Here is a 20055-nt window from a genome sequence, read left to right as displayed (position 1 = left end):
CAGGGTTGGGCCAGGCACCGTGAGATGCGGGCGCGTTGTGCCGGTCTAAAACTTACAGCCCATCACTTTGACGCCCTGGTGTCAGGCGTTTGCCCAAAAGCCAGTGAGCCGCTGCCGCGCACACCCACAAGAAAATGGTGCCCAAGCCCCAACACAACCACAGCAAGGGTGAAATCCAGCGCATGAGTCCGTCAGCCGAGGGCATGACTTGGGTCAACCATTGCACCAGGCCAAGCCCGGCCTCTTGCATGCTTTTGAGCCATTCGGTGTCTACCCACAAACCAAGCCATGCGGGCACAGGCCATTGGTCGGGAATAGCGGCCAACTCGCCGACTTGACCGGTGGCCATGCTGGCCAGCAGCCACTGGCTCAGCTGCTCTGTGAGGGCCACCAAGCCCGTCCAGAACGCCACCAAAATCACAAACACCACCCAAACGAGCGCCTTCATGAGAGATGGCCTATTGGCTGGCTTGCAGATCCATGCCAACAGTGGGCGTTCGCGAGCCGATGGGTTGAGGTTTGCATGCGCAGACTTTCAAAAGTTAAATCAAAGTAGGGCGACCTTAGCTTTTTGAAGGCATCTAAAAAACGAGAAAATTGTTGATTTAAATTCTTAAAACTACGAATCTTTACAAGGCGCGTTCGGTGCGAATTGCTCAAAGAGGTGTGGCCAACCCCGGGTCTGCGGGTGCCTCCAAGCGGTAGCCCAAACCGCGCATGGTTTGGATCAAAGGGCAGGCCCGGCCATCGTCGATCTTGCTGCGCAAACGCCGGATGTAGACATCCACCACGTTGGTCAGTGGGTCTTCGTTCAGACCCCAGACGCTGGACAAAATGCGCTCGCGGCTGAACAGCCGACCGGGTGCACTCATCAAAAGTTCCAGCAAGGCCAACTCTCGCGCAGTCAGGTTCAGGGCCTCGCCCGCTCGGCTGGCCCGCATGCTGTCGCGGTCGAGCACGATGTCGGCCACCTGCAGTTGACTGGGGCGCGCAGAGCTCAAGCCCTGTGTGCGCCGGCCCAGGGCCTCTAGCCGGGCCAAAAGTTCTTCAAATTCAAAGGGCTTGCACAGGTAATCGTCAGCGCCCATGCGCAGTCCCGCCACGCGGTCCTCTAGGGCGCTCAAGGCGGTCAGCATCAAGATCGGAAAGGGCACGCCTTGGGCGCGCAGAATTTGGCAGATGTCCAGGCCATTCATGCCCGGCAGCATCAAGTCGAGCACCACCACGGTGGGCACGGGGCATGCGTTGTTTTGCCGGGCCGTGTCTTGCACCAAGGCCAGGCCCTGCGGGCCGGTGGCGGCCAGCTGTACCTGCAGGCCTTCGGCTTTCAGGCCGCGCTGCAAAAAATCTGCAATGCGTGGGTCATCTTCGATCAGGATGATGTTCATGGTGGGGCTCTGGTTGGGCATCATTCAATCGGCCGAAGTTGGGCATGCCGTGCCATCACTGGTGACGCTGTGCTGGGTTCGATTCAGCCGGCGCACCAACTGACGCACCAACTGACGCACCAACTGACGCACCAACTGACGCACCAACTGGCACACCAACTGGCACACCAACTGGCACACCACCCGGCGCACACCCCGGTGCACTGGCAGCAGAGCAGGGCAGCAAGGGCAGGCGCAGCTGCACCCGGGTGCCGGTGCCCGTGGCCTCGTCGATCGGGCTCTCCAGCGTCAAACTGCCGCCGTGGGCCTGCGCCAAAGCCTTGGCGATGGGCAGCCCCAAACCACTGCCTGCAGCGCGGTGAACGCGGGCGTTTTCGCCTCTGAAATGCCGCTCAAATACTTGGTGCAGCTCTTCCGCTGGAATGCCAATGCCCTCGTCACTGACCTGCAGCACCAAGGTGGGCATGGTCTCGTCGCCCACCCACCACTGCAAGACGATGCGACCTGCTGGGTGCGAATACCGCACGGCGTTGTCCAGCAGCAAGAGCAACAATTGGCACAAACGCTGGGCATCGCCCATGACATGCACCCTGCCTGTGGGCATGTGCTGCGCGTCAATGCGAATGTGTTGTTCCCCCGCCAAGGCGCTGGCTTGCGACAGGGCATCGGTCAGTGTTTCGGACAGGTCTAAGCTTTGCTGCACGATGCTCAGTGTCTCCATGTCGCTGCGGGCCATGGCCAACAAGTCGTCAATCACCGAGCCCAGTTGACGCGATGTGGCCACAATGCGTTGCAAGGCATCACGGTACTGCTGTGTGGGGTGTTCGCCACCGCGCAAGGTGATCTCGGCTTCGCCCCGGATGGCGGTGGTGGGCGTGCGCAGTTCGTGGCTGATGTCGGCCAGCAGCTGGCGTCGGCGCGTGTCGGTTTGCTGCAGCGATTTGTTGGCCTCATGCAAGGCGCTGGTGCGTTCACGCACTTCTGTTTCCAGCCGCTGGCGTTGCTCGGTTTCTTGTTGCTGGTGTTTTTCCAGTTCGGCCGCCATGGCGTTCATGCTGCGTGCGACATCCGAAAACTCATCCACCTCGTCCAGCGGCACCCGGTGGTGCAGCTGACCTTGTCGCAACATCTGCGCGCCGCGCACCAGCTCATCAATCGGGCGGCGCAGCGCCCGCGCAAAGTAAACCGTGGCACCCAAAGACAACAAAGCCAAAGACAATGCCATGCCTATCCAGAGCCAATGGATGCGCGTCAAGGTGGCATCGGCGGCCAGACGCTCGCGCTCCATGGCAGCGCTTTCGCGGTTCACGCTTTGCTCAATGAGTTGGCGCAAATCGCGGCCGTCTGATTGTTCAAACACTTCGGTGAGCGTGTCCCAGCCCAGCCGCGCGGGCATGTTGGCGGGCAGGGTCTTGACCTCTGACAGTGCATCGCCCAAGGCTTGAATGTTCTGCCCCAGCACCCGCACCGCGTCCATGCGAGCCAAGTGTTCGGCGTTGTCTTGGCTCTCCCGGTCATCCAGCCCCAGCAGCGCCGACTTTTGGGCCAATTGCGCCAATACGCTCAAGTTGCGCTGCATGTCTTGCAGCAAGGCATCGCGCACGCTCAAGTCGCCACCTGCGCCGATTTTGTGTTGGGTCACCCACGAGCGCAGGTGTTGCTTGGTGGCTGAGAGTTGCACAAAGCCTTGGTGAATGTCGCTGGCCAAGCGCCCACGCACGACTTGGCGCTCGGCTTCACGCAGCGCAAACACCGCCCCGACGCCTTGCAAAACAATGCAAGCGGCCAAGACGAGCAAAACCCCGCTGAGTTGTCTTCGGAACATTTGTTCATTGTCGCCGCCGTGGCCTGCTGTCCATCGGTGTCATCTTTTGTTAATGCACCGATCAGTGGCGTGTCATTTGGGCTTCAAGTCTGGTTCATGGCGTTGGCGTTCAATTGCTTGGGGCGTCTGATGACAAACAGATGCTCTTTTGTTCAACTTTTAATTCTGAATGACTGGAGTCAATGCATGAAATCCTATTCCTTGATGGCCGTTTCTCTGGCGCTATGGGGTCTGTCTGGCGCTGCACATGCCACGACGGTGGTCAACCAAGCCATCACCGAGGCCGAGGTGCGCAGTGCCCAAACGGCGTGGTGCAAAGCCTTGGTGGACATCAGCACCACGGGAGCCGCCCAAGGCCCTGCAGCAGCCAAGGCATTGGCCGAGAAGGTGATTGATGCCGCTTATGGCTACCAAATGGGGGTGGTTTTGTTCAAGCCGACCTTGACCGTCGCGCCGCAGACCTTCCGCACGACCAAGGCCGGCGCATTGGCTTATTTTGTGGGCGGTGATACCAACTTCCCCAAAGACACCGGCTTCGCCCTCAAAGGCTGGACCGCCTGTGAAGCCAAAAATGCCGCCGTATTCATTGCAGGCGACTCGGCCAGCAGCATGGGCCATGTGATGATCACCGACAAGGCGGGCAAAGTGACGACCGTGGACAAAACTTGGAAGTACGTCAAAGACGATGCGGGCCAACTGCGCATCGTGCTGCACCATTCGTCCTTGCCCTACAGCGGCAGTTGAGCCCGCAGCCCGGGTCGCGCGACTGCGCTCGCGTTGCGCGGGGTGGTTCAAGCATGCTCAGCACAGACGGCCTTGCACACCCCGCCTCGTCTTTTGCCATGCCGGGCAGGTTTTTTCTCATCCCGGGCGAAGACCCGGTACCCCGTGCGCCGCGAGGCCCTTGGCCTGCGCCCTTTGCGGACACGGGACCCCAGGACAAGCCATCGATGACAAAAACAACAAAATCGGGACCATCACCCGTGCAAGTTGCGCCAGGCATGGACCTGAGAACATCAGTTGCCTCATCGACCCATGGCATGGGTGAGGCCCTTTGTCACCTTGGCACAGGCGGTGTGCATGGCGCATTGCACCTGACGCAAAAGGGTTGGCGAGCGCTGGCTTGCATTTTGGTCGCTTTATGGCGCAAAATGCGCCAAAAGGAGATTCTCATGCCCCCATTGTCTTCCTCGTTTGCATCTGTCAAATTGTCTTCTGGTTTGGTCAACCAGGCCCGCGAAGCGGCCTCGCCCATGCGCCGCTCGGTCGCGGGGCAAATAGAGTATTGGGCAACCTTGGGGCGCATTGCCGAGACCTCGGGTTTGACGGTGCTTGAGGCCCGCGAGGCCATCGCGCGCTACGATGTTCGCCAGTTGGAAACAGGGGACACTGACCCTTTGGACGCGCTGCAAGCTGACTTTTTGGCCGCTGAAAGCTCGGGGCGTTTGGTCCAAGCCGTGCGGCAGCTTGTTCAGAAAAACCGCCGTGAAGTGGTGAAGGCTGCGTGAGCGCTTGCCACATTTGAAACCCGTTTTTTATTTGCTCGCCGGACCCAACGGCGCAGGGAAATCGACGCTGTACCGTTCCGCTGTCGCAACGGGTTTGCTGCCCGCCGATGCGGAGTTTGTGAACGCAGACCTGCACGAAGCCCAGGCCTTGCAGCACATCAGCGATCGCCAGGCGCGCTCGGCACAGGCGCGGGCCTGGGCCGATGCGAAGCGCGCTGCTTGTCTCGCGCAGGGCTTGTCGTTTGTGAGCGAGACCGTGTTCTCGCACCCATCCAAACTGGGCTTGATGCGGGATGCGCGCGCGGCAGGCTTTGCTGTGGTGTTGTTGCTTGTGTGCGTCAACGACCCCCGCCAATTGCTGGCCCGTGTGGCACAGCGTGTGGCGGAGGGCGGGCACGATGTGCCCGCTGAGCGCATTTTGGCGCGTTATCCGCGAAGCTTGCAGCATTTGAAAGAAGCCATCCCGCTGGCCGATCTGGCCTTGATCTACGACACCTCGGGCGTGGGGCGTCAAGGCGTATCAGGCCCCAAATTGGTGGCCCGATGGCGTCAAGGCACGTGGTTTTGGCATGTGTCCAAGCCGCCGGTTTGGGCCAAAAAGCTTGAAATTGTCGGCCCACGCCCACCGCTGCCCCTGTGACCCGCTGCAGACCTTGTTGATCCGGACCGATGAAGCAGATGCCGCATCACAAGCTTTCACTGCAAGGGCATCCCCAGATTGGCAAGCAGCATCCACCACGGATCGACTGCGCAGCAATTGACCCATGCATTTGAATTTGGTTTTTCAATCCATGTCTGCGGCCCGCCTGGTGCGTATCGGTGCCGGTGTCTCGATGCAAGGGGTGTGGACGGCGCGACTGCAAACGGTCATTCAGAAAAAGGGGGGGGGCAAGCCCCCGCGCGAGCGCAGCGCCTGAACAGGCGCTGGCCTGGCCGTGAACCTGTTAAGCCTTCGCCGCCGACACCGCTGCGCGCAGGCCCAACAGGTAGCTGTCCACCCCAAAACCGGCGATTTGGCCTTTGGCGATATCGGCGATCACCGAGTGGTGGCGAAACGCTTCGCGGGCGTGGATATTGGACATGTGCACCTCGATGATGGGGCACTTGAGGATGGCCAGCGCGTCGCGGATGCCGTAGCTGTAGTGCGTCCAGGCCCCGGCGTTGATGAGCACGGCGTGCACGCCATCGGCGTGGGCGCGGTGGATGCGCTCGGCCATTTCGCCTTCAAAGTTGGTTTGGTAGCACTCGACCTGCGCACCCAGTTCAAGGCCCAGGGCGCTCACTTGGGTGTTGATTTCATCCAGCGTGGTGGTGCCGTACTGGGCCGGGTCGCGTTTGCCGAACATGTTCAGGTTGATGCCGTGCAGGACAAGGATGTTCATGGTGGGGCTCTATCGCTCGAAGGATCATGGGAATTGGGTGTCTGGCCAGCGATTGTCGGTGATTTGCGGCAAGATCCAGGCCCTGACTGAAAGTGCGCCATGACCCCCTTGAAAATCGATTTTGTGTCCGACATTGCCTGCCCCTGGTGCGCCGTGGGTTTGGGGGCGCTCGAGCAAGCGCTGGAGCGGCTAGATGGCCAAGTGCAGGCCGAGTTGCACTTTCAGCCCTTTGAGCTGAACCCGCACATGTCCCCCGGTGGGCAAGATTTGGGTGAGCACCTGACGCAAAAATATGGCTCCACGCCCGAGCAGCAAACCCAGATTCGCCAGACCATTGCCGCACGCGGGGCCGAGGTGGGGTTCACCTTTCACCCCGGCGGCCGTGGCCGGGTTTACAACACTTTCAACGCGCACCGTTTGCTGCACTGGGCCGAGGGGCAGGGTGCTGGGGCGCAGCATCTGCTCAAAAAAGCTTTTTTGCAGGCCTACCAGGGCCGTGCCGAGTGCGTGGAAGACACCGAGGTTTTGCTGGCGGGTGTGGCTGCAGCAGGCCTGGATGTGGCGGCGGCCCGTGCGGTGCTGCAAAGCGATGCCCACACCGCCGAGGTGCGTGAGCGCCAGCAGTTTTACGCCCAGGCGGGTATCCGATCGGTGCCAGCGGTCATCATCAACGACAAGCACTTGATCTCGGGTGGCCAGCCGGTCGAGGTGTTCGAGCAGGCGCTCAGGCGCATCGCCTTGGGCGAAGTGGCTTGAGCAGGGCCTGGCACATGAACCCACCGTCCCAGCGGCCCGCTGCAAACCAAGAGGCGCCGAGGGTCTGCACTGCACGGCGCAGAATTTTGGGCCAATGGCCTGCGGCGGCCTTGGCCCTGTTGGGCATGCCCGGCGGGGTGCAGGCGCAGCCTGAGCGCCAGGCTGCCGCGGCCGAACTGCTGCGCCTGTGGCGGCAAAGGGGTGGTGCGCTTTTGATTCGCCATGCCGCGACCGAGGCGGGCCTGGGCGACCCGGCGGGGTTCACTTTGGGGCAGTGCCGCACGCAACGCAATTTGAGCGAGGCGGGCAGGCAGGCCTCACAGGCTTTTGGCGCTTGGCTGCAAGCGCAAAACTTCCAACCCGATGCGGTGCTGAGCAGCCAGTGGTGCCGCTGCCAGGACACGGCGCGACTGGCTTTTGGGCAGTTTAAAGACTGGCCCGCATTGAACAGCACCTTTGCCGGTCAGGGCGATCCGGCTGCGCAGCAAAAGGCCTTGTTGGCCCGTTTGCGGGGATGGCCCCCGGGGCGCACCGAGGTGTGGGTCACCCACCAAGTGATCATGACCGGCCTGACCGGAACCTACCCCAGCATGGGCGAGGGGTTTTTGGTGGACAGCCAAGGCCGTTTGTTGGCCCGAGCGGAGCTCGCTCCATGAGCGGCCTGCACAGTTTGACGGTGTACTTTGACGGCTCCTGCCCCATGTGCCGACGCGAGATCGCCATTTACCGGCGTTTGCCCCAGGCGGGCGCCATCGATTGGGTGGATGTGAGCGCCGGGGCTGACTTGGGCGCATCGCTCAGCTGCGCGCAGGCCATGGCGCGCTTCCATGTGCGCGACCGCCAAGGCCGCTTGTTCAGCGGCGCTGCTGCGTTTTCGCAAATGTGGCGCATGTTTCCGGGGTGGCTTTGGCTGGGTTGGTTGTCGGCTTGGCCCCCGCTGTCTTGGTTGTTCGAAGCCGCTTACCGTTTGTTTTTGCCGCTGCGACCCACTTTGCAAAAGTGGGTCAGGCGCAGTTGGGGTGAGGAGAAGTCGTGATGACCAGAGGTTTGTCGGGCGCTTTGCCCAAAGTGTTTGGCTTGGGTCTGCTTGGCGTTTTGGGTTTGACGGGACTGCCCCATGCCCTGGCACAAGCCCCAAGCCCTGTGGGCGAGAAGCTGTCTTTGGGCAGCTGGGCGATTGACCGCACCGAAGTGAGCATCGGTCAGTTTGAGCGCTATGTCCGCGCCACCGGCACCGTGACCCGCGCCGAAAAAGAAGGCGGCGGTTTTGAGTACGGCGCAGGCTGGGAGCGGCGCCCAGGTTGGTCGTGGCGCAAGCCCGATGGTGTGGCCGCCAGCGCCGATTTGCCCGCCGTGCACCTGGACTTTGCCGAGGCGCAGGCTTATTGCCGCTGGGCAGGGGGCCGCTTACCCACCGGGGCCGAATGGCAAAAGGCGGGCTTTACCGAGCTGCGCGAATCGCCCCCCGCGCCCTGGGTGAAAGGCCGCACCTACCCCTACAGCACCGGCGACAGCCCGCAAGGCGCCAACACCAGCGACCCTGACCCTTGGCCACGCGCCGCACCGGCCGGGGCGACGCGGGCGGGCGTGAATGGTTTGTTCGACATGGGGGCCAATGTGTGGGAGTGGACCACCGATGCGCGGGGCAACGAAAGGCGCACCGTGGGGGGATCGTGGTGGTACGGCGCGTTCAACATGAAGGCCGATTTGCAAGCCTACAAACCGGCCGATTTATATGCGGTGTACATCGGTTTTCGCTGTGCGTACGACTTGGCACCGGCTGTGCCCGCTTCGTCCAGGCGCAAGCCATGATGCGCTCTTTGCCTGAGGGCTACCGGGCGCTGGTTGTGGGCGCGACCGGGGCGATTGGCGCGGCCTTGCTGCAACAACTCCAAGCCGACCCGCGTTGCGCGGCCGTGGTGGGGGTGTCTCGCCAAAGCTCACCGGGGCTGGACTTGCTGAGCGAGCCCAGCATCCAGGCCTGTGCCCAGGCCTTGGCAGGGCAAGGGCCGTTTCATTTGGTGCTGGACGCCACCGGGGCCTTGACGCTGAATGGACGCGGCCCCGAAAAGCGCCTCGACGAGCTTGAAGCCACGCACTTGCTCAACGCACTGCACCTGAACGCGGTGGGCCCTGGCCTCTTGCTCAAGCACTTCGCGCCCTTGCTGGCCTCCGGCCAGCGGGTGATTTGGGGCAAGCTGTCGGCGCGGGTGGGCAGCATCCAAGACAACCGCAAGGGCGGCTGGTACGGTTACCGGGCGGCCAAGGCAGCGCTCAACATGCTGCTGCAAACGGCGGCGATTGAGTTGTCGCGACGCAGGCCTTTGATGGTGGTGGCTGCCTTGCAACCGGGCACGGTGCAATCGGCCTTGAGCCAGCCGTTTGTGGGGCAGGATGCCCTGCACCCGGATGACGCAGCCGCTCGATTGCTGTCCGTTCTTGATGCTTTGCAGCCCACCGGACGCGCGCAGTTCGTGGACCATCAGGGGCAGTGCATTCCCTGGTGATGCATTGAAGTGAGCGCTGTTGCGGAATTGCGCATGGTGGACAATCTGGACTCATATTAAAAACAGGGATGGCGGAATGAGTTTGCAGGCGTGGTGGATGTTTGTTGTGATGACCTTTGTGATATCGGCCACCCCGGGGCCCAACATGCTGCTGGTGATGAGCCACGGTGCCCGTTTTGGATTACTCCCGGCCATCTGGACCATGGCGGGCTGCATGACGGCCCTGATCGGTATGGTCAGCATTTCAGCGGCAGGGGTGGGTACTTTGTTACATAATTTTCCTGAGGTGTTTGACGCGCTGCGCTACCTGGGTGCGGCTTATCTGGCTTACTTGGGCTACAACTTGTGGCGTACCGGAGTGCCCGCATCTGAACCGCCAGGCCATGCAAGTTTGGCCGAGGTGACCCAGCGCAGTGCAGGCTCTTATTTCCGCCAGGGTCTGGCCGTTGCGGCCGGCAATCCCAAGGCCATTGTGTTTGCAGCGGCATTTTTTCCGCAGTTCATTCGTGCCGATCGGCCAGCTGGACTGCAGTTTGCGGTTTTGTTGATCACCTTCACCGTTATTGAGGTCAGTTGGTACCTGATCTATGCCCTGAGCGGTCACAAGTTGTCACGCTTTTTGCAGCAAGCCCATGTGCTGAAAAGCTTCAACCGTGTCACAGGCGTTGTGTTTGTGGGCTTTGCCGCTTTGATGGCGTCCAGCCGCTGAAGCTTTCAGGGTGGTGCCGTAGCCTGCTGGGGTTTACCCTCTCCTTCGTCAATTGTGCGCCAAGCAGTGGATAAGCCCATGAACATGCCCTGAGGCCCGCATGCCTGAAGGGCTGGCTCGCAATGCTTGTTTTTGAGCAGGGGTGTCAGTGCAAGGCCCGTGCAATTTTCTGACGCGGCACTGTGGGCTTGGGGCATTGCCCCTTGGGCAGCTCAAACCATTGGCGCACATCGTTTTCAACCCCCACGCCGTGCATGAAGTTGTAGATGGCTTTTTTCAGGCCCTGGCCCAGCAGATCATGGTCCACACCCGCAGGCATGGGGGTCGAGTCCACAAAGCCCACATCGTTTTTGGCAAAAGTGCCTTGGGGTAAGGGCAATAACGTGACGCCATAGGCATCGGGGTTCAGGCCCACGGGCGAATGCACGGTGCAGACAAAGCGGTGGAAAAATCCGCTGTGGATGCAGCCGTTTTCGAACAACTGGCGCACGTATTCGAGCGCATCCACCGTGTCTTGCACGGTCTGTGTGGGAAAGCCGTACATCAGGTAAGCATGCACCATCACCCCTGCATCGGCAAAACCCTTGGTCACTTGCGCCACCTGCGCGACCGAGACGCCTTTTTTCATGAGGCTGAGCAGGCGGTCCGACGCGACCTCCAGCCCGCCCGACATGGCAATGCACCCGCTTTGCGCCAGCAAGTCGCACAGCTCGGGCGTGAAGGTTTTCTCAAAGCGGATGTTGCCCCACCAAGAAATTTGTACGCCCCGGCGCAGCAGTTCTTCGGCCAGAGCCTTGAGCGCTTTGGGTGGTGCGGCCTCATCCACAAAGTGAAAACCGGTCTGACCGGTCTCGGCCACGATCTGCTCGATGCGGTCGACCAAGGTGCTGGCGCTGGCCGTCTCGTAGCGGCTGATGTAGTCCAGGCTCACATCACAAAAGCTGCATTTTTTCCAATAGCAACCATGGGCCACAGTCAGCTTGTTCCAGCGCCCGTCGCTCCACAGCCGGTTCATGGGGTTGAGCATGTCGAGCAGCGACAGGTATTGGTGGAGCGGCAGGCCATCCCAGGTGGCTGTGCCCACATCTTCAAGGGGGATGTCTGGCTCTTGCAGGTTGATGTACTGCACCTGACCTGCGTCGCTCTTGATGAAGGTGCGCTGCAGGCGCTGGGCGCTGCGCTGGCCTTGCAGGTGCTCGATCAGGCTGAGCAAGGGGCGCTCGCCGCTGTCGAGCGTGACGAAATCCACATGGTCGAAGACGCGGGCGTCTTTCAGCTCGCGCAGCTCGGTGTTCACAAAACCGCCACCTAAGGCGATGCGGATGTGGGGGTGAAAACGCTGGATGCACTGGGCGATGCGAAAGGCCGCATACACCGAGCCAGGAAAGGGCACGGACAGCAGCACCAGCGTGGGCTGGTGGCGCTCAATGGACTGAATGGCCAAGCCTTCCAGCGTGGTGTCGATCAGATTGGCTGGCTGGGCCAGCGCTTCGGCCAGTGCATCGAAGCTGGGCTGGCTGGCGGCCAGGCGCTCGGCGTAGCGCACAAACTCAAAGCCCTCATCCACCGCATCGCGCAGCACATCGGCCAGGTCGTTCAGGTACAACGTGGCCAGGTGCCGGGCGCGGTCGGTTTGACCCAAAGCGCCAAAAGCCCAGCCAATCGGGTCGCCCGTGCCGTCGTCTTCATAAGCGTCGAGCGCCGCAAAGCGTGGGCCTTCGGGCAAAAAGCCCCGGCCCGCGATGCGGTGGCTGAGCGTGCTGTCGCGGCCTTGCAAAAAAGCGATCACCGGATCGATGCTGATGGCGTAGTCGTGGAAGTGGTCCAGAAAGAAGTTCACCGGGCCCGAGCGTTCTTCCACCGGCAAGGCCAGCGCCACTGCGCGCAAATTGGCCAAGCCTTTTTTGTTCAGCAAGGCCAGCACGGTGGCCAGCGCCAAGTCCTCTTGCACCGCATCGAAACCCTTTGAGCGCAAAAAACCCGTCAGGTAAGCCGTGGACGGGTAGGGCGTGTTCAGCTGCGTCATCGGCGGGATGAGGCTGAGGACTTTGAACTGGGCGGGGCTGGGCATGGGAAGAGAGGTTAAAACTGAAGTGATTATCGACGGCGGACATCGCTGCATGGCAGAAAAGAGGACATCTCTGTCTCGGGTTGAAATCGGTTGAGCAAGCCAGGGTGCGAATGATGCTTGAAATCCAGTCTTGACGTCACTACAAAATGCAACAACAATAGACCCGCATGGAATTCGAATGGGACGCTGCCAAGGCCGCTTTGAACCTGCAAAAGCACCGCGTTGCTTTTGAAGACGCTGCGCGGGTTTTTCTGGACGTCGGGCGACTTGAAAGTCACGACGGGCGTGAGGACCATGGTGAAGACCGTTGGGCCACGATCGGTCAAGTCTATGTGTCTGTGCTGTACGTGGTTTATACCGTGAGGCATGGGGACACCGTTCGCATCATTTCCGCACGAAAGGCACTTTCTCATGAGCAAAAACAATACCGTGAAGCTACGACTTGACCCCCAGCGTCCACCGCCATTGACGCAAGCGCAAAAGTCGCGTTTGTCGGCGTTGGCAGCCTTGCCTGACGATCAGATCGACACCAGCGATGCACCGTCCAGGCTCGATGCGGTTTGGATGAAGGCAGCCGAGCAGTTGCCGCACACCAAAAAGCAAATCACCTTGCGCATTGATGCCGAGGTGTTGGATTTTTTCAAAGACAGCGGCAAGCGCTACCAGTCGCGCATGAACGCTGTTCTGCGCTCTTACGTTGAGGCGCACAAGGCGCACGCGAAATAAGCAATGCCACGCCAGTAACAACAAAGCTGCCTTGCTCTTAAGCCTCTTCTTGGGGTCGTGGATGTTTGGTGCTGGATTGGGTACAGCGTGTGAGGTTTACCGTTTGACGGTATAAAATGACAACATGATCCTTTCGTTCAACTGCTTGGATACAGCCCGACTTTTTGAGACGGGAAAAGCCAAGCGTTTTACCAACATTCGCGCTGTGGCTGAACGGAAACTGCAGATGTTGGACAGTGCTGCGACCCTTGACTTTTTGCGATCACCGCCAGGTAACCGATTGGAAGCCTTGTCGGGTGACAGGGCAGGCCAGCACAGCATCCGCGTCAACGATCAATGGCGAATTTGTTTCACCTGGCCTGCCGACGGTCCGATGGGTGTTGAAATTTTGGACTACCACTGAAAGCAGGTTTAACCATGAAAAACGGCATGCGACCGGTTCATCCCGGTGAAATTTTGCGTGAAGATTATTTGCAACCCTTAGGTTTGAGCGTCAATGCCTTGGCCAAAGCCTTGCACGTGACGCCCAGCCGCATGAACGACATCGTGTTGGAGCGTCGCAGTGTGACGCCAGACACGGCCTTGCGTTTGGCCCGATTTTTTGGGGGTGATGCCCAGTCATGGCTGAATTTGCAACAGGCCTATGACTTGAAAGTGGCGGAGAAGTCCTTGATGAAAAACATCCTCAAAACCATCATGCCTTACAGCCCTTCTTCGGTGGTGTCTTCTTGAGTTTGTCAGCGCTTGTTCTTCATCCTGAGGCGAACGCCCAACTCACCCCCGCACAACAGCGCTTCAACGACTTGCTGGCCCAGATTGAGCGGCTATCGGGGCAGATCCAGCGCCTGCAGGCCTGGTCTGACCAGCACCGTTACGCCCACATTCAGGCCCTGCGCGAGTCGGTGCAGTTGTCGCAGGCGCACCGCAAGAGCCTCTTGCTTTTCGTGCATGAACGCTTGCAAACCGCAGACTTCACAGAGCGCCAGCAGCGCATGGCCCGGGGGCTTGTGCGGGGTTTGATGGCGCATTTGGCTACCAGCCATGACCCAGAGGTCCAAGCCCTGGCCGAAATTTATGTGAACGAAGAAGACGAGCAAGAAGCCGCCCAGGAGCAGGCCGAGGCCGCGCAGCGGCTGCGTGAGCGCATCGAAGAAGCGATGGGCCAGCCGATTGAAAAACCGGGTCAATACCAAACGCCCGAGGAGATGGTGCAAGCCGGCATGCGCCAGTGGCAACGCCAGCAGCAAGCCGACGAAGAGCGCAAGACCGCCAAGCGCGCGGCCCGAAAAGCTCAAAAACAGGCCCAAAAGAAAAGCGCAGCCTCTGCCAAAGGCGAAGTGCCAGTCGCCCTGCTGCGCGAGCTGGACGCCAAAAGTGCCATCCGCACGATTTTTCGACAGCTGGCCAGCGCACTGCACCCCGACCGTGAGCCGGACGAAGCTGAGCGCCTGCGCAAAACCGCGCTGATGAGCGAGGTCAACGCCGCCTATGAAAAAAACGACCTGAGCACTTTGTTGCGCCTGCAAATGCAGGCCACGCGAGGCAACTCTCTGAGTGTGGCTGGCTCAGCACGGATGACCGATGACAAACTGATCGCCATGTCTTTGTTGCTCAAGGAGCAGGTGGCCGCGCTCGAAGACGATTTAGACCAATTGGAAAACCGCTTGAGCCGCGAGCTGTGTGTGCCGGTGCGCGCCGATGCCGACGAGGCGGCTCTGAGCCAGTCACTGCAGCGCATCCAAGCCGATCAGCGCCACAGCGCCGACAGCCTGGCCGCCGACCTGCGCCGGATTCAGAACGACGCTGAACTCAAGCGCTGGCTCAAAGCGCAGTGGCAGTTGGCGAAAGCCACTTCTGCATGAAGCTCGCTTGCCCCGCTGCCGGGTCCAGGGTGTAGGGCTCAAAGCCAAAACCCAGATAACTGTTCAAAGCCCGCGAGTTGCCCGTCAGCACTTCCAAGGTCAGCTTGCAGCAGCCCCGGTCTTTGGCGTGCCGCTCGGCTGCAGCCAGCAAAGCCTGGCCGACGCCCGCACCCCGGTGGCCGGGCAGGACAACGATGTCGTGGATGTTCATCAAGGCTTGTGCCTTGAAGGTCGAGTAGCCCTCGATGCAGTTGATCAGGCCCACAGGCGAATCGTCCAACCAGGCGATGAAGCTGGCAGCAATCGTGCGCGCGGCCAGGTCGTCGCACAGTCGCGCTTTCACATCTTCGGCCAGTGCTTGGCCGCCGCCCATGGGGTCTTGGGCGTAGGCGTCGAGCAGCATCACCAGGGCGTTGCGGTGGGCGGGTAAGAGGTAATCAACGGGCAGGATTTGCAGGCGCATGGGGCTCTTGTGGTCGGGGTCTGTGACGGCAGGGGTGGTCTCTTGCACATTGTCCACGATGGCCAGCCGGTCTGGGCGGGTGGGTTGACTCAGGCGCTCAGGCTTTGCATGTCGGCCAGCAGGGCATCGACCGAGGCTTCGGTGGTGTCCCAGGCGCACATGAAGCGGCAGCCGCCGCCTGCGATGAATTGGTAGAACTTCCAGCCACGTGCGTGCAGGGCGTCCACCATGGGGGGCGGCAGTCGCGCAAACACGCCATTGGCCTGGGGTTCGTGCAAGACCTGCACGGCTTGGATCTGCTGCAAGCCTGCAAACAGGCGCTGCGCCATGGCGTTGGCGTGGCGTGCATTGCGCAGCCAGGTGTCGTGTTCCAACAAGCCCACCCAGGGCGCAGAAATAAAACGCATCTTGGAAGCCAATTGCCCGGCTTGCTTGACCCGCCAGGCAAAGTCTTGCGACAGCGCACGGTCAAAAAACACCACCGCCTCGCCCACAGGCAGACCATTTTTGGTGCCGCCAAAGCACAACACATCGACCCCGGCTTTCCATGTGATCTCGGCCGGCGTGCAGGCCAGGTGCGCCACGGCGTTGGCAAAACGGGCACCGTCCATGTGCATTTTCAAACTGTGTTTTTGGGCCATCCAGGACAGGGCACGGACTTCGTCGACGCTGTAGACCGTGCCCAGCTCGGTGGCCTGGGTGATGGACACGACTTTGGGCCGAGGGTAGTGGATGTCGCTGCGTTTGGTCACCAACGTCTGAATGGCTTCGGGCGTGAGCTTGCCGCGCAGGGCTTGTGGCGACAGGCCTTCGGCGACCAGCAATTTGGAGCCGTTGGAGAAAAACTCCGGCCCACCGCATTCGTCGGTTTCGATGTGCGCCACCGGTGTGCAGATGACCGAGTGGTAGCTCTGGCACATGGCGGCGAGGGCCAGGGAGTTGGCGGCCGTGCCATTGAACACGTAGTAGATGTCGCAATCGATTTCGAACAGCTCGCGCAGCATGTTGCCCGAGCGCTCGGTCCAGCGGTCATCGCCATAGGCCGGCTCGTGGCCGCTGTTGTTGGCCGCCAGCAGGGCTTGCAGGGCTTCTGGGCAGGTGGCCGCGTAGTTGTCGCTGGCAAATTGCTGTTGTGGGGTGTTCATCTTGTCTTTCGGTAGAGGCATCAAGCAGGGCGGCGCGAGGCTGGGGTTTCAACATTCAACGATGTTGACCGCCAGCCCGCCTCGGGCTGTTTCTTTGTATTTGGTTTTCATGTCGGCACCGGTCTCGCGCATGGTTTTGATGACTTTGTCCAGGCTCACCACATGGCGGCCGTCGCCATGCAAGGCCATGCGTGCGGCGTTCACCGCCTTGACCGAGGCAATGGCATTGCGTTCGATGCAGGGAATTTGCACCAGCCCGCCGACCGGGTCACAGGTCAGGCCCAGGTGGTGCTCCATGCCGATTTCGGCGGCGTTTTCTACCTGTTCGGGGGTGCCGCCCAACACCGCGCACAATGCCCCGGCGGCCATTGAGCAGGCCACACCCACCTCGCCTTGGCAGCCGACTTCGGCACCACTGATGCTGGCGTTTTCTTTGTACAAAATGCCAATCGCGCCAGCCGTGAGCAAGAAATCAAGCACGCCCTCATCGCTTGCGCCTGGCACAAAGCGCTTGTAGTAATGCAGCACGGCGGGCACGATGCCGGCTGCGCCGTTGGTGGGGGCGGTGACCACGCGGCCCCCAGCGGCGTTTTCTTCGTTCACCGCCAGCGCATACAGGTTGATCCAGTCCAGCACGGCCAGCGGGTCGTTCAGCGCTGCTTCAGCTTGACGGCTCAGGTCACGAAACAGCTGCGGGGCGCGGCGCTTGATTTGGAAGCCACCTGGCAAGATGCCGTCGCGCAGCTGGCCCGCCTGCACACACGCTTGCATGGTGGCCCAAATGTGCAGCAGGCCTTGGTTGATCTGTGCGTCGCTGCGCCAATGCCGTTCGTTGGCCCGCATCACCCCCGCCACGCTCAGGCCGTGTTCGCGGCAGCGCTCCAGCAGTGCGTCGCCACTGTTAAACGCGATGGGCAGCACGGTGGTGTCGGGGGCCAGGCGCTTTTGGCGTTCGCCGTCTTGTGCCACCTCTTCGGTGATGACAAAGCCGCCGCCGACCGAGTAATAAGTGCGCTCGACCAGCAGCGCGCCCTGGGCGTCCCAGGCGCTCAGCTTCATGCCGTTGGGATGAAAGGGCAGGGCCTGATGGCGGTAGAACAGCAGGTCGGTTTTTTCATGCCAGTTCACCGGGTGTGTGCCCAGCAGGGGCAAGCGGCAGCTGCTGCGAATGCGGGCCAAACTTGGCTCGATGTCGTCGATGGGCACGGTTTCAGGGTCCAGGCCGCACAGGCCCAAGATCACCGCCTTGTCGCTGCCGTGGCCTTTGCCCGTGGCTCCCAATGAGCCGTGCAGGCTGCAGCCCACCCGGGCCGTGTGTGCCAGCAGCCCGTGTTTGAGCAAGTGCTGCACAAACATGTGGGCGGCCCGCATGGGGCCCACGGTGTGCGAACTGCTGGGACCTATGCCTATTTTGAAAAGGTCAAACACCGAAATGGCCATGTTGTGTACTTTTTCAAAAGATGAAGATCAGGCTTGCGCCAAACGGGTGGGCGCGGCGCAGTGCGTGCGCTGCGCGGCCCAGGCTGCGACATGCCCCGTCAATTGATGCGCCGTGATGGCCGAGAGTGTCCAGCCCAAGTGGCCATGGCCGGTGTTGTAGAACACATTGGCTTTTTTGCCCGCCCCCACACGCGGCAGCATGTTGGGCAGCATGGGGCGCAGACCGGCCCAGGGCACGACGCGGCGGGTGTCGATGCCGGGAAAGCATTGGTTCACCCAGTTGACCAGCGGCTGGATGCGGTCGGCGCGGATGTTGAGGTCGATGCCGTTGAACTCGGCCGTGCCCGCCACGCGGAATCGGTCATCACCCAAACGGCTGGTGACCAGCTTGGTTTCGTCGTCCAGCAGGCTCACCTGTGGTGCGGCGGCCTGGCTGGCGGCGTCATTCAGGCCCACGGTGATGGAATAGCCTTTGACGGGGTAGATGTTCAAGCGGTCGCCCAGCTGCGCAGCCAAAGCCCGGCCATGCACCCCCGCGCAGACCACGATGCCATCAAAACTCAGGGTCTCGGTTTGGCCTTGGTGCTGGATTTGCACCGTAGCTTTTGCGCCGTCAGAAGAAACATTCAGCACCTGGTGTTCGGTGAGGATTTTTACGCCCAAACGCTCACAGGCTTTGGCCAGGCCAAAGGTGAACTTGTGGATGTCGCCCGTCGAGTCGCTTTCGGTGAAATAGCCGCCGTGGTACTGGCCTTGCAGTGTTGGCTCAATGGCTTTCATTTCGCTGGGCGTCACAGCGCGGCGGGCCAGGCCGCCTTGAGCCAATAGTTTGGAGACTTCGCCCGCGTGGTCAAAGCCTTTTTTGTCGCGGTAGATGTGCAAGATGCCTTTGGCCTTGTGGTCAAAGTCAATGCCCTCGGCCTGGGCCCAGGCCATGTGGTGCTCGCGCGAGGCGATGGCCAACTGGGTGGTGGCGATGGTGTTGTCTTTGTAGCGGGGAATCGCCGCCACGAACTCGGCCATCCAACTCAGTTTGTGCCAAGTGGGCGCGGGGTTCATCAAGAGCGGCGCGTCTTTTTTGAGCATCCATTTCAGGCCCTTGATGATCGTGGACGGGTGGGTCCAGACCTCGGCGTTCGAGGCCGACAGCTGGCCGCCGTTGGCAAACGACGTTTCCATGCCGGGGTAGCGGTTTTTCTCGATCAGGGTGACCTGCAAGCCTTGTTGGGCCAAGGCGTAAGCGGAGGTGACGCCGGTGATGCCGCCGCCGATGATGACGATGTGCTTTTTGACGAATGGATTTTTCATGAAGCTTCTCTCATTTCAAGGTCTCAAACAGGTGGACATGCTGCGCACCGGATGTGCGCGGCATGACCCCCTCTGTTTGGAACCTGAGAGATTCACCCGGTGTGGGCCGGGCTTGCTCCTGCGGTGGACCCGGGTGACGAACCTGGATCGCTCTTCAGAGTGTGTGGCTCCGCATCCGGAGATGTGAGCCTGCCTGCATCGGTCCTTTGGCCTGAGAGTTTCCGGGGCGGTTGCTCCTTCGGCGCTGTCTGCGGTGGCGGACAGTCTCTCCCGATGCGGGAGTTGGTTCTTAAGGGTGTGGTCCTTTGTGGTGAAGGTTTGGGGTGATGAATTCATCGCGGTTGCAGACCGCTACTACCAGTCAGCGCACCACAAGGTGAAGCGTCCGGTGTAGGAGCGGTCTCTGACCGCGAAAGGGCTAAGTCAAGCGTAGTCGCTAAGCGGAATGCAACTGCAAAACAGGTTCCGGTCACCGTAGACGTTGTCGACACGGCCCACTTGTGGCCAGTACTTCACGCTGCCGGGCACGCGCTGGGCTTGGGCTGCGCCGACCTCGCGGCTGTAGGGCCGGGCCCATTCGCTGCCCAGCAGGCTGTCGGCCGTGTGCGGCGCGTGCTTCAAAGGGTTGTTGTCTTGCGGCCAGCTGCCGTTTTCCACCCGACGAATTTCTTCACGGATGGCGATCATCGCCTGAATGAAGCGCTCGATCTCTTGCAGGGTTTCGCTTTCAGTCGGCTCGATCATCAAGGTGTTGGCCACCGGGAAGCTCAAGGTCGGGGCGTGAAAGCCATAGTCCATCAGGCGCTTGGCCACGTCTTCGGCCATCACGCCGCAGCTGTCTTTGAAGTGGCGCAAATCCAAAATGCACTCGTGCGCCACATGCCCGTTGTCGCTGGCGTACAGGGTGGGGTAGTGCGGCGCCAGGCGTTTGCTGATGTAGTTGGCGGCCAAAATCGCCGACTCGG

Annotated in this window: 24 protein-coding genes, 1 pseudogene and 2 riboswitches; of the genes and pseudogenes, 15 read left to right on the top strand and 10 right to left on the bottom strand. The window is 61.1% G+C overall.

Features of this window, described 5'->3' with window-relative positions; genetic code table 11:
• Positions 1–52: 52 nt before the first annotated feature.
• The 3 genes from ACIQ39_RS08065 to ACIQ39_RS08055 all read right to left on the bottom strand — a co-directional run bounded on the left by ACIQ39_RS08065 (position 53) and on the right by ACIQ39_RS08055 (position 3213).
• Positions 53–448 carry a hypothetical protein gene (locus tag ACIQ39_RS08065; protein ID WP_396434099.1) on the bottom strand — a complete coding sequence of 132 codons (396 nt, stop codon included), beginning with the start codon at positions 446–448 and terminating at the stop codon, positions 53–55.
• 208 nt (positions 449–656) lie between these two features.
• A complete protein-coding gene (locus ACIQ39_RS08060) occupies positions 657–1388 on the bottom strand; it encodes a response regulator transcription factor (RefSeq protein WP_396434098.1) in 732 nt (243 codons plus the stop codon).
• 55 nt (positions 1389–1443) lie between these two features.
• Positions 1444–3213: an ATP-binding protein gene (locus ACIQ39_RS08055; RefSeq protein ID WP_396434097.1), complete on the bottom strand. Its 1770-nt coding sequence runs from the start codon at positions 3211–3213 to the stop codon at positions 1444–1446.
• A gap of 186 nt (positions 3214–3399) precedes the next feature.
• On the opposite strand from ACIQ39_RS08055, the gene ACIQ39_RS08050 reads away from it, so the two are divergent.
• The 4 genes from ACIQ39_RS08050 (at position 3400) to ACIQ39_RS08035 (ending at position 5638) form a co-directional block, all read left to right on the top strand.
• Positions 3400–3957: a hypothetical protein gene (locus ACIQ39_RS08050; protein WP_396434096.1), complete on the top strand. Its 558-nt coding sequence runs from the start codon at positions 3400–3402 to the stop codon at positions 3955–3957.
• A gap of 428 nt (positions 3958–4385) precedes the next feature.
• Positions 4386–4721, top strand: coding sequence for a hypothetical protein (locus ACIQ39_RS08045; protein ID WP_396434095.1), 336 nt, complete (start codon positions 4386–4388; stop codon positions 4719–4721).
• A 4-nt stretch (positions 4722–4725) separates the two neighbouring features.
• A complete protein-coding gene (locus ACIQ39_RS08040) occupies positions 4726–5361 on the top strand; it encodes an AAA family ATPase (RefSeq protein WP_396434094.1) in 636 nt (211 codons plus the stop codon).
• A 124-nt stretch (positions 5362–5485) separates the two neighbouring features.
• Positions 5486–5638, top strand: a complete 153-nt coding sequence (locus ACIQ39_RS08035; RefSeq protein WP_396434093.1) for a hypothetical protein — start codon at positions 5486–5488, stop codon at positions 5636–5638.
• Between the two features lie 27 nt (positions 5639–5665).
• Here the strand turns inward: ACIQ39_RS08035 and aroQ are convergent, their stop codons facing one another.
• A complete protein-coding gene (gene aroQ / locus ACIQ39_RS08030) occupies positions 5666–6103 on the bottom strand; it encodes a type II 3-dehydroquinate dehydratase (RefSeq protein WP_396434092.1) in 438 nt (145 codons plus the stop codon).
• Positions 6104–6202: 99 nt separating this feature from the next.
• On the opposite strand from aroQ, the gene ACIQ39_RS08025 reads away from it, so the two are divergent.
• The 6 genes from ACIQ39_RS08025 to ACIQ39_RS08000 all read left to right on the top strand — a co-directional run bounded on the left by ACIQ39_RS08025 (position 6203) and on the right by ACIQ39_RS08000 (position 10075).
• On the top strand, positions 6203–6859 hold the full coding sequence (locus ACIQ39_RS08025; RefSeq protein WP_396434091.1) for a DsbA family oxidoreductase: 657 nt from the start codon (positions 6203–6205) through the stop codon (positions 6857–6859).
• A 14-nt stretch (positions 6860–6873) separates the two neighbouring features.
• Entirely contained in the window at positions 6874–7515 is a 642-nt protein-coding gene (locus ACIQ39_RS08020; RefSeq protein WP_396434090.1) for a histidine phosphatase family protein, read from the top strand.
• Positions 7512–7895, top strand: a complete 384-nt coding sequence (locus tag ACIQ39_RS08015; protein WP_396434089.1) for a thiol-disulfide oxidoreductase DCC family protein — start codon at positions 7512–7514, stop codon at positions 7893–7895. Before ACIQ39_RS08020 ends, ACIQ39_RS08015 begins: the two co-directional genes overlap by 4 nt.
• The gene (locus ACIQ39_RS08010) at positions 7895–8671 is read left to right on the top strand and encodes a formylglycine-generating enzyme family protein (RefSeq protein ID WP_396434088.1); all 777 of its coding nucleotides are present in this window, start codon (positions 7895–7897) and stop codon (positions 8669–8671) included. The genes ACIQ39_RS08015 and ACIQ39_RS08010 overlap by 1 nt, the downstream gene beginning before the upstream one ends.
• Positions 8671–9366: an SDR family NAD(P)-dependent oxidoreductase gene (locus ACIQ39_RS08005; RefSeq protein WP_396434109.1), complete on the top strand. Its 696-nt coding sequence runs from the start codon at positions 8671–8673 to the stop codon at positions 9364–9366. The genes ACIQ39_RS08010 and ACIQ39_RS08005 overlap by 1 nt, the downstream gene beginning before the upstream one ends.
• A gap of 76 nt (positions 9367–9442) precedes the next feature.
• Positions 9443–10075 carry a LysE family translocator gene (locus ACIQ39_RS08000; protein ID WP_396434087.1) on the top strand — a complete coding sequence of 211 codons (633 nt, stop codon included), beginning with the start codon at positions 9443–9445 and terminating at the stop codon, positions 10073–10075.
• Between the two features lie 145 nt (positions 10076–10220).
• Here ACIQ39_RS08000 and ACIQ39_RS07995 read toward each other — a convergent pair whose 3' ends face one another.
• Entirely contained in the window at positions 10221–12146 is a 1926-nt protein-coding gene (locus tag ACIQ39_RS07995) for a B12-binding domain-containing radical SAM protein (RefSeq protein ID WP_396434086.1), read from the bottom strand.
• 167 nt (positions 12147–12313) lie between these two features.
• On the opposite strand from ACIQ39_RS07995, the gene ACIQ39_RS07990 reads away from it, so the two are divergent.
• From ACIQ39_RS07990 to ACIQ39_RS07970, 5 genes are all read left to right on the top strand, one after another.
• The gene (locus tag ACIQ39_RS07990) at positions 12314–12592 is read left to right on the top strand and encodes a BrnT family toxin (protein WP_396434085.1); all 279 of its coding nucleotides are present in this window, start codon (positions 12314–12316) and stop codon (positions 12590–12592) included.
• On the top strand, positions 12558–12872 hold the full coding sequence (locus ACIQ39_RS07985) for a BrnA antitoxin family protein (RefSeq protein ID WP_396434084.1): 315 nt from the start codon (positions 12558–12560) through the stop codon (positions 12870–12872). Before ACIQ39_RS07990 ends, ACIQ39_RS07985 begins: the two co-directional genes overlap by 35 nt.
• A 124-nt stretch (positions 12873–12996) precedes the next feature.
• The gene (locus ACIQ39_RS07980) at positions 12997–13275 is read left to right on the top strand and encodes a type II toxin-antitoxin system RelE/ParE family toxin (protein WP_396434083.1); all 279 of its coding nucleotides are present in this window, start codon (positions 12997–12999) and stop codon (positions 13273–13275) included.
• Between the two features lie 14 nt (positions 13276–13289).
• Entirely contained in the window at positions 13290–13604 is a 315-nt protein-coding gene (locus ACIQ39_RS07975) for a HigA family addiction module antitoxin (protein WP_396434082.1), read from the top strand.
• Positions 13601–14734, top strand: coding sequence for a hypothetical protein (locus tag ACIQ39_RS07970; RefSeq protein ID WP_396434081.1), 1134 nt, complete (start codon positions 13601–13603; stop codon positions 14732–14734). The genes ACIQ39_RS07975 and ACIQ39_RS07970 overlap by 4 nt, the downstream gene beginning before the upstream one ends.
• On the opposite strand, the gene ACIQ39_RS07965 is transcribed toward ACIQ39_RS07970, so the two are convergent.
• From ACIQ39_RS07965 to ACIQ39_RS07945, 5 genes and pseudogenes are all read right to left on the bottom strand, one after another.
• Positions 14694–15197, bottom strand: coding sequence for a GNAT family N-acetyltransferase (locus ACIQ39_RS07965; RefSeq protein WP_396434080.1), 504 nt, complete (start codon positions 15195–15197; stop codon positions 14694–14696). The genes ACIQ39_RS07970 and ACIQ39_RS07965 overlap by 41 nt on opposite strands.
• Before the next feature lie 89 nt (positions 15198–15286).
• Positions 15287–16342, bottom strand: a complete 1056-nt coding sequence (locus ACIQ39_RS07960; protein WP_396434079.1) for a threonine aldolase family protein — start codon at positions 16340–16342, stop codon at positions 15287–15289.
• Between the two features lie 48 nt (positions 16343–16390).
• Positions 16391–17782, bottom strand: coding sequence for an L-serine ammonia-lyase (locus ACIQ39_RS07955; protein WP_396434078.1), 1392 nt, complete (start codon positions 17780–17782; stop codon positions 16391–16393).
• Between the two features lie 27 nt (positions 17783–17809).
• Positions 17810–19090: a D-amino acid dehydrogenase gene (locus ACIQ39_RS07950; RefSeq protein WP_396434077.1), complete on the bottom strand. Its 1281-nt coding sequence runs from the start codon at positions 19088–19090 to the stop codon at positions 17810–17812.
• 62 nt (positions 19091–19152) lie between these two features.
• Positions 19153–19258: riboswitch (glycine riboswitch) on the bottom strand.
• Positions 19259–19279: 21 nt separating this feature from the next.
• Positions 19280–19373: riboswitch (glycine riboswitch) on the bottom strand.
• A gap of 140 nt (positions 19374–19513) precedes the next feature.
• Positions 19514–20055, bottom strand: a pseudogene (locus ACIQ39_RS07945) (glycine dehydrogenase (aminomethyl-transferring)); the annotation flags it as partial.

The organism is Limnohabitans sp. (genome assembly GCF_044361645.1).
Taxonomy (GTDB): domain Bacteria; phylum Pseudomonadota; class Gammaproteobacteria; order Burkholderiales; family Burkholderiaceae_C; genus Limnohabitans_A.
Note: the sequence above shows the minus strand (reverse complement) of the source record. Positions and strands in the feature narration are given on the sequence as shown.

Excerpts from the sequence above, each read along its gene's own strand:
- ACIQ39_RS08005 (WP_396434109.1), top strand. The coding sequence starts at position 8,671 with ATGCGCTCTTTGCCTGAGGGCTACCGGGCGCTGGTTGTGGGCGCGACC.
- ACIQ39_RS08055 (WP_396434097.1), bottom strand. The coding sequence starts at position 3,213 with ATGTTCCGAAGACAACTCAGCGGGGTTTTGCTCGTCTTGGCCGCTTGC.
- ACIQ39_RS07960 (WP_396434079.1), bottom strand. The coding sequence starts at position 16,342 with ATGAACACCCCACAACAGCAATTTGCCAGCGACAACTACGCGGCCACC.
- ACIQ39_RS08025 (WP_396434091.1), top strand. The coding sequence starts at position 6,203 with ATGACCCCCTTGAAAATCGATTTTGTGTCCGACATTGCCTGCCCCTGG.
- ACIQ39_RS08060 (WP_396434098.1), bottom strand. The coding sequence starts at position 1,388 with ATGAACATCATCCTGATCGAAGATGACCCACGCATTGCAGATTTTTTG.
- ACIQ39_RS07955 (WP_396434078.1), bottom strand. The coding sequence starts at position 17,782 with ATGGCCATTTCGGTGTTTGACCTTTTCAAAATAGGCATAGGTCCCAGC.
- ACIQ39_RS08020 (WP_396434090.1), top strand. The coding sequence starts at position 6,874 with ATGAACCCACCGTCCCAGCGGCCCGCTGCAAACCAAGAGGCGCCGAGG.
- ACIQ39_RS08015 (WP_396434089.1), top strand. The coding sequence starts at position 7,512 with ATGAGCGGCCTGCACAGTTTGACGGTGTACTTTGACGGCTCCTGCCCC.
- ACIQ39_RS08045 (WP_396434095.1), top strand. The coding sequence starts at position 4,386 with ATGCCCCCATTGTCTTCCTCGTTTGCATCTGTCAAATTGTCTTCTGGT.
- ACIQ39_RS08065 (WP_396434099.1), bottom strand. The coding sequence starts at position 448 with ATGAAGGCGCTCGTTTGGGTGGTGTTTGTGATTTTGGTGGCGTTCTGG.
- ACIQ39_RS07975 (WP_396434082.1), top strand. The coding sequence starts at position 13,290 with ATGAAAAACGGCATGCGACCGGTTCATCCCGGTGAAATTTTGCGTGAA.
- ACIQ39_RS07950 (WP_396434077.1), bottom strand. The coding sequence starts at position 19,090 with ATGAAAAATCCATTCGTCAAAAAGCACATCGTCATCATCGGCGGCGGC.
- ACIQ39_RS08050 (WP_396434096.1), top strand. The coding sequence starts at position 3,400 with ATGAAATCCTATTCCTTGATGGCCGTTTCTCTGGCGCTATGGGGTCTG.
- ACIQ39_RS08035 (WP_396434093.1), top strand. The coding sequence starts at position 5,486 with ATGCATTTGAATTTGGTTTTTCAATCCATGTCTGCGGCCCGCCTGGTG.
- ACIQ39_RS07985 (WP_396434084.1), top strand. The coding sequence starts at position 12,558 with ATGAGCAAAAACAATACCGTGAAGCTACGACTTGACCCCCAGCGTCCA.
- aroQ (WP_396434092.1), bottom strand. The coding sequence starts at position 6,103 with ATGAACATCCTTGTCCTGCACGGCATCAACCTGAACATGTTCGGCAAA.
- ACIQ39_RS08010 (WP_396434088.1), top strand. The coding sequence starts at position 7,895 with ATGACCAGAGGTTTGTCGGGCGCTTTGCCCAAAGTGTTTGGCTTGGGT.
- ACIQ39_RS07980 (WP_396434083.1), top strand. The coding sequence starts at position 12,997 with ATGATCCTTTCGTTCAACTGCTTGGATACAGCCCGACTTTTTGAGACG.
- ACIQ39_RS08000 (WP_396434087.1), top strand. The coding sequence starts at position 9,443 with ATGAGTTTGCAGGCGTGGTGGATGTTTGTTGTGATGACCTTTGTGATA.
- ACIQ39_RS07990 (WP_396434085.1), top strand. The coding sequence starts at position 12,314 with ATGGAATTCGAATGGGACGCTGCCAAGGCCGCTTTGAACCTGCAAAAG.
- ACIQ39_RS07965 (WP_396434080.1), bottom strand. The coding sequence starts at position 15,197 with ATGCGCCTGCAAATCCTGCCCGTTGATTACCTCTTACCCGCCCACCGC.
- ACIQ39_RS07995 (WP_396434086.1), bottom strand. The coding sequence starts at position 12,146 with ATGCCCAGCCCCGCCCAGTTCAAAGTCCTCAGCCTCATCCCGCCGATG.